Source organism: Nocardia farcinica (assembly GCF_029867845.1).
Classification (GTDB): domain Bacteria; phylum Actinomycetota; class Actinomycetes; order Mycobacteriales; family Mycobacteriaceae; genus Nocardia; species Nocardia farcinica_A.
This window is the reverse complement of the sequence record NZ_JARWRU010000468.1, coordinates 1-4,964: the sequence shown is the minus strand read 5'-3', so window position 1 is coordinate 4,964 and position 4,964 is coordinate 1. Positions and strand designations below refer to the sequence as shown.

At 72.7% G+C, this 4,964-nt stretch carries 5 protein-coding genes; all 5 read left to right on the top strand.

Annotation, left to right across the window (positions count from 1 at the left end):
* On the top strand, positions 1 to 1,029 hold a 1,029-nt coding region (locus tag QH283_RS10080), incomplete at its 5' end, for a FecCD family ABC transporter permease (protein WP_280502751.1).
* Positions 1,026 to 1,982, top strand: a complete 957-nt coding sequence (locus QH283_RS10075) for an ABC transporter ATP-binding protein (protein WP_280502750.1) — start codon at positions 1,026 to 1,028, stop codon at positions 1,980 to 1,982. The genes QH283_RS10080 and QH283_RS10075, both read left to right, overlap by 4 nt.
* A 52-nt stretch (positions 1,983 to 2,034) precedes the next feature.
* Positions 2,035 to 2,427, top strand: a complete 393-nt coding sequence (locus QH283_RS10070; RefSeq protein WP_280502749.1) for a BlaI/MecI/CopY family transcriptional regulator — start codon at positions 2,035 to 2,037, stop codon at positions 2,425 to 2,427.
* Between the two features lie 97 nt (positions 2,428 to 2,524).
* On the top strand, positions 2,525 to 3,469 hold the full coding sequence (locus tag QH283_RS10065; protein WP_280502748.1) for a M56 family metallopeptidase: 945 nt from the start codon (positions 2,525 to 2,527) through the stop codon (positions 3,467 to 3,469).
* A gap of 218 nt (positions 3,470 to 3,687) precedes the next feature.
* Positions 3,688 to 4,964: DEAD/DEAH box helicase (locus tag QH283_RS10060; protein WP_280502747.1), on the top strand; the 1,277-nt coding region annotated here is incomplete at its 3' end.

Below are 4,964 nucleotides of genomic sequence, written 5' to 3'. Positions count from 1 at the left end.
GTGCTGCGCCCGCGCGTGGCGGCGCTCGTGGTGGCGCTGGCCGCGCTGGCCTTTCTCATGTTCTGCCTGGACATCGCATTCGGGGAGACCACGATCCCGCTGGGCCGGGTGCTCGACGTGCTCGGCGGCGGCGGCACCCGCTCGCAGCGCTACATCGTCCTGGACTCCCGGCTGCCGCGAGCGCTGACCGCCCTGGTGGTGGGCGCGGCGCTCGGGCTCGCGGGCGCGATCACCCAGTCGATCCTGCACAACCCGCTGGCCAGCCCGGACATCCTCGGGGTGACCACCGGCGCGAGCCTCGGCGCGATCGCGGTGCTGGTGTTCGCCGGCGTGGGATCGACCGGCCTGGCCGCCACGGTCGGCGCACCGCTGGCCGCGCTGGCCGGCGGAATGCTCACCGCCCTGCTGATCTACGCCCTCGCCTGGGGCCGCACCGCGGGCGGTGGGCAAGGCGCCACGGGCCTGCGCTTCGTGTTGATCGGCATCGGCGTCAACGCGCTGCTCGCCGCGTGCGTGAGCTGGCTGGTGGCGCAGGCGACCACCGAGAACGCGGCCCGTGCCCAACAGTGGCTGGCGGGCTCGTTGAACTTCGCCGACTCGAAAGCCCTTGTCCCGGCCACGCTGGCGCTGGCAGTGGTGACGGTGGTCGCGCTCGGCTCGGCCCGCACGCTGGCGGCCATGCGGCTGGGCGAGGACACCACCCGGATGCTCGGCGTGCGCATCCAGACCCAGCAGGCGATCCTCGTCGGATCGGCGGTGGTGGCCGCCTCGGTGGCGACCGCGGCGGTCGGACCGGTCGGGTTCGTGGCGCTGACCGCGCCCCAGATCGCCCGGCGACTGCTGCGCACGCCCGGCGAACCGCTGCTCGGCTCCCTGCTGATCGGTGCCATCCTGGTGACCGGGGCCGATGTGGCCGCACGGACGTTGTTCCCGGTGGATCTGCCGGTGGGCATCGTCACCGCCGGCGCGGGTGGGCCGTTCCTGCTCTATCTGCTCGTGCGCATGAACCGGAAGGCGACCCTGTCATGACCGACACCCGCCCAGTCACCCCCGCCGTGTCACCCACCGCCGTGTCACCCACCGACACGGCCGCCGCGCACCGGCTGACGGCCGAGGAGCTCCGGCTCGGATACGGCGGCCGGATCATCGTCGACGGGCTGAACCTGGACATCGAGCCGGGCGTGGTCACCACCGTCATCGGCCCCAACGGCTGCGGCAAGTCCACGCTGCTGCGCTCGCTCGGCAGGCTGCTGCGCCCGAGCGCGGGCCGGGTGGTCCTCGACGGCAAAGCCATCTCCGGCATGAAGACCAAGGACGTGGCCAGGATCGTGGGCATGCTCCCGCAGACGCCGGTCGCGCCCGAGGGCCTGACGGTGGCGGATCTGGTCGCGCGCGGCAGGCACCCGCACCAGTCCTGGCTGCGTCAGTGGTCGGCGGACGACGAGTCCGAAGTCATGGCCGCGCTGGCGCAGACCGGCATCGTCGAGCTGGCCGACCGCCCGCTCGACGAGCTCTCCGGCGGCCAGCGCCAGCGCGCCTGGATCTCCATGGCCCTGGCCCAGGGCACCGACATCCTGCTGCTGGACGAGCCGACGACCTATCTCGACCTGGCGCACTCGCTGGAGGTGCTCGACCTGGTCGACCGCCTGCACTCGGAACTGGGCCGCACCGTGGTGATGGTGTTGCACGATCTGAACCTGGCCATCCGCTACAGCGACCGTCTGGTGGTCATGCGCGACGGCCGGATCGTCGCCGCGGGCGCGCCGGGCGAGATCATCGACGCGGCCCTGCTGGAGGAGGTCTTCGGGCTGTCGGCGACCGTGCTGGAGGACCCGGTGTCGGGGCGCCCGATGATCGTGCCGATCGGCGCGCGCCATGTGCGGCCCGAGGTCGCCCGCGAGCACGCGCGCGCCGCTGGAGCCGCCCCCGACTCCCCGGCGCGACCGGGCGTTATGACGAATACCACACCAGCAACCGCCTAGTTACGACAGGGTGTAGTACGCATCGGCGTCGTTGGGTCCGTAAACTCGAGGAATGGCAGGTCTTGGTGAACTCGAGAAGGCGGTCATGGACCAGTTGTGGTCCAGCGACCAACCGCTAACCGTCAGGCAGGTGCACGAGGCACTCGCCGCGCGCCGCGAACTCGCGTACACCACGGTGATGACGGTGCTGCAGCGTTTGGCGAAGAAGAATCTGGTGGTCCAGCGCCGCGACGACCGCGCCCATCGCTACGCCCCGGTGCACACCCGCGACGAACTGGTCGCGAGCCTGATGTTCGACGCGCTCCAGCAGGCCGACGAGGCGGGCAGCCGCGCCGCCGCGCTGGTGCACTTCGTCGAACAGGTCGGCCCGGACGAGGCCGACGCGCTGCGCGAGGCGCTGGCGAGGCTGGAGGCCGCCGAAGGCGACCGGCCGCCGCTCGACTGATGCTGTCGGCCGACCGGGTTAGGATGTGGTCGGCCATCCGCCCCGGACGCACAACGAGGTGCGTTCCCGGTTCCCCACAACGCAGTGAGCTGAGTCGATGAACGCAACCGCGCCGGTCTTCGCCGGACTCGCCTTGCTTCTCGCGGGCCCGGCGCCCGCCTTGCTCAGTCGTGCGAAGTGGCCGTATCGGACCCCGCGCGCCGCACTGGTGCTCTGGCAGGCCATCGCTCTGGCGGCCGTGCTCAGCGCCTTCGGTTCCGGCCTCGCCATCGCCGCCGAATTGCTCGTGCCCGGCCCCGACGGCCGCCCCACCACCTCGCCCACCCGCGAGATCGACGCCCTCGGCCTGCCCCTGTGGCTCGCCTACGTCACCGTCTTCGCGCTGACCCTGCTGGTCGGCGCCCGCCTGATGTTCTCCGTCGTCCGGGTGGCCGTGCACACCCGCCGTCGCCGCGCCCGTCACCGCATGCTGGTCGACCTGCTCGACCAGAGCGGACCACGCAGGCGCGCCAACGACATCCGGGTCCTGGCCGCCACCGAGCCCATCGCCTACTGCCTGCCCGGCCTGCGCCAGCGCGTCGTGCTCAGCGAAGGCACCCTGACCAAGATGGACGACCCGGAGATCACCGCCATCGTCAGCCACGAGCGTTCGCACCTGCGGGCGCGCCACGACCTGGTGCTCGAGGCGTTCACCGCCGTGCACGAGGCCTTTCCCCGGGTGGTGCGCTCCAAGGCGGCGCTCGGGTCGGTGAAGCTGCTCATCGAGCTGCTGGCCGACGACTCGGCGGTCAAGGTCACCGGACCGACGCCGCTGGCCCGCGCTCTGGTGGCGTGCGCGAAATCCACCGCGCCCCAGGGCGCGCTCGCCGCGGGCGGACCGACCACGTTGATCCGCGTGCAACGGCTCGGCGAACGCGCCAACGGCAACGATGTGGGCATCGCCACGGCGGCCTATCTCGGCTCGATCGCCATCCTGGTGGTGCCGACCCTCGCGGTCGCGGTACCGTGGTTGGTCGAACTCAGTCGATTGTTCACACACTGACTCGGTTCGAGCACCGAGGTCGTCCACGTATCGACCTCTCCTGACTCACCGCGAGGCCGGAACGCACGGCCACCCGCGGGCGCACCTTCCGCAGCGACGATCGCCACGGTCCGGCGCGCGCACGGCTCCGCCTCCCGGCGCGGCCGACCCGAGCGGCGCCCGCGGGTGCCGCACCGAGAAAGGCTTCACCCATCTCTGTCACCACCACGACCGACACCGTGACGAACACCCCGTCCTTCGCGGATCTCGGTCTCCCCGCCGTGCTCGTGCAAGCGCTGCGCCGCGCCGGCATCGACGCCCCGTTCCCGATCCAGGCCGCGACCGTCCCCGACGCGCTCGCCGGCCGCGACGTGCTCGGCCGCGGCCCGACCGGCTCCGGCAAGACCCTGGCCTTCGGCCTGCCCATGCTGGTGCGCCTCGCGGGCAAGGCCGCCGCGCCGGGCCGCCCGCGCGGTCTGGTGCTCGTGCCGACCAGGGAGCTGGCCGCGCAGATCGAACGCTCCCTCGACGAGCCCGCCCTCTCGCTCGGCCTTCGGGTCGCCTCCGTGGTCGGCGGCGCGCCGATCAAGCGGCAGGCCGACCGGCTGGCCCGCGGCGTCGACCTGCTGATCGCCACCCCCGGCAGGCTGTCGGATCTCATCGCCCAGCGCGCGGCCGCCCTCGACGACGTGACGATCACCGCCCTCGACGAGGCCGACCACATGGCCGACATGGGCTTCCTGCCGCAGGTCACCCGGCTGCTCGATCAGACCCCGAAGGGCGGTCAGCGCCTGCTGTTCTCGGCCACCCTCGACGGCGAGGTCGACAAACTGGTCAAGCGCTATCTGACCGACCCGGTCACCCATTCCACCGCGCCGCCCGCCGCCTCGGTGTCGACGATGTCGCACCATCTGCTGTTCGTGCGCAAGGCCGACAAGCGCGACGTGCTCACCGAGATCGCCGCCCGCGACGGTCTGACCATCCTGTTCGTGCGCACCAAGCACGGCGCCGACCGCCTGGCCAAGCAGCTGCGCGCGGCGGGCATCGCCGCGGGCTCGCTGCACGGCGGCAAGGCCCAGAACAATCGCACCCGCACCTTGGCCGCCTTCGCCGACGGTTCGGTGCCGGTGCTGGTCACCACCGACGTCGCCGCCCGCGGCATCCACGTCGACGGCATCTCGCTGGTCGTGCACGCCGACCCGCCCGCCGAGCCCAAGGCCTACCTGCACCGCGCGGGCCGCACCGCCCGCGCGGGCGAGGACGGCGTGGTGGTCACTCTGGTGACCGAGGAGGAGCGGGCCGATGTCACGAAGATGACCCGCAAGGCCGGGGTCGAGGTCGTCGGGGTGGAGGTTCGTCCCGGCCATCCCGCGCTGGCGCAGATCACCGGGGCGCGCAAGCCCTCCGGCGTGGCCGTGCCCGCGCCCACCGCGCCGGGCAACCCGCAGCCGTCGGGCCGGGGCGAGAGCCGTGGCGAGGGCGGACAGCGGCGCGCGCCGTCGCGGCGGAGCCGATC

Coding starts and splice junctions, on each gene's coding strand:
- QH283_RS10075 (WP_280502750.1), top strand. CDS start 1,026: ATGACCGACACCCGCCCAGTCACCCCCGCCGTGTCACCCACCGCCGTG.
- QH283_RS10070 (WP_280502749.1), top strand. CDS start 2,035: ATGGCAGGTCTTGGTGAACTCGAGAAGGCGGTCATGGACCAGTTGTGG.
- QH283_RS10065 (WP_280502748.1), top strand. CDS start 2,525: ATGAACGCAACCGCGCCGGTCTTCGCCGGACTCGCCTTGCTTCTCGCG.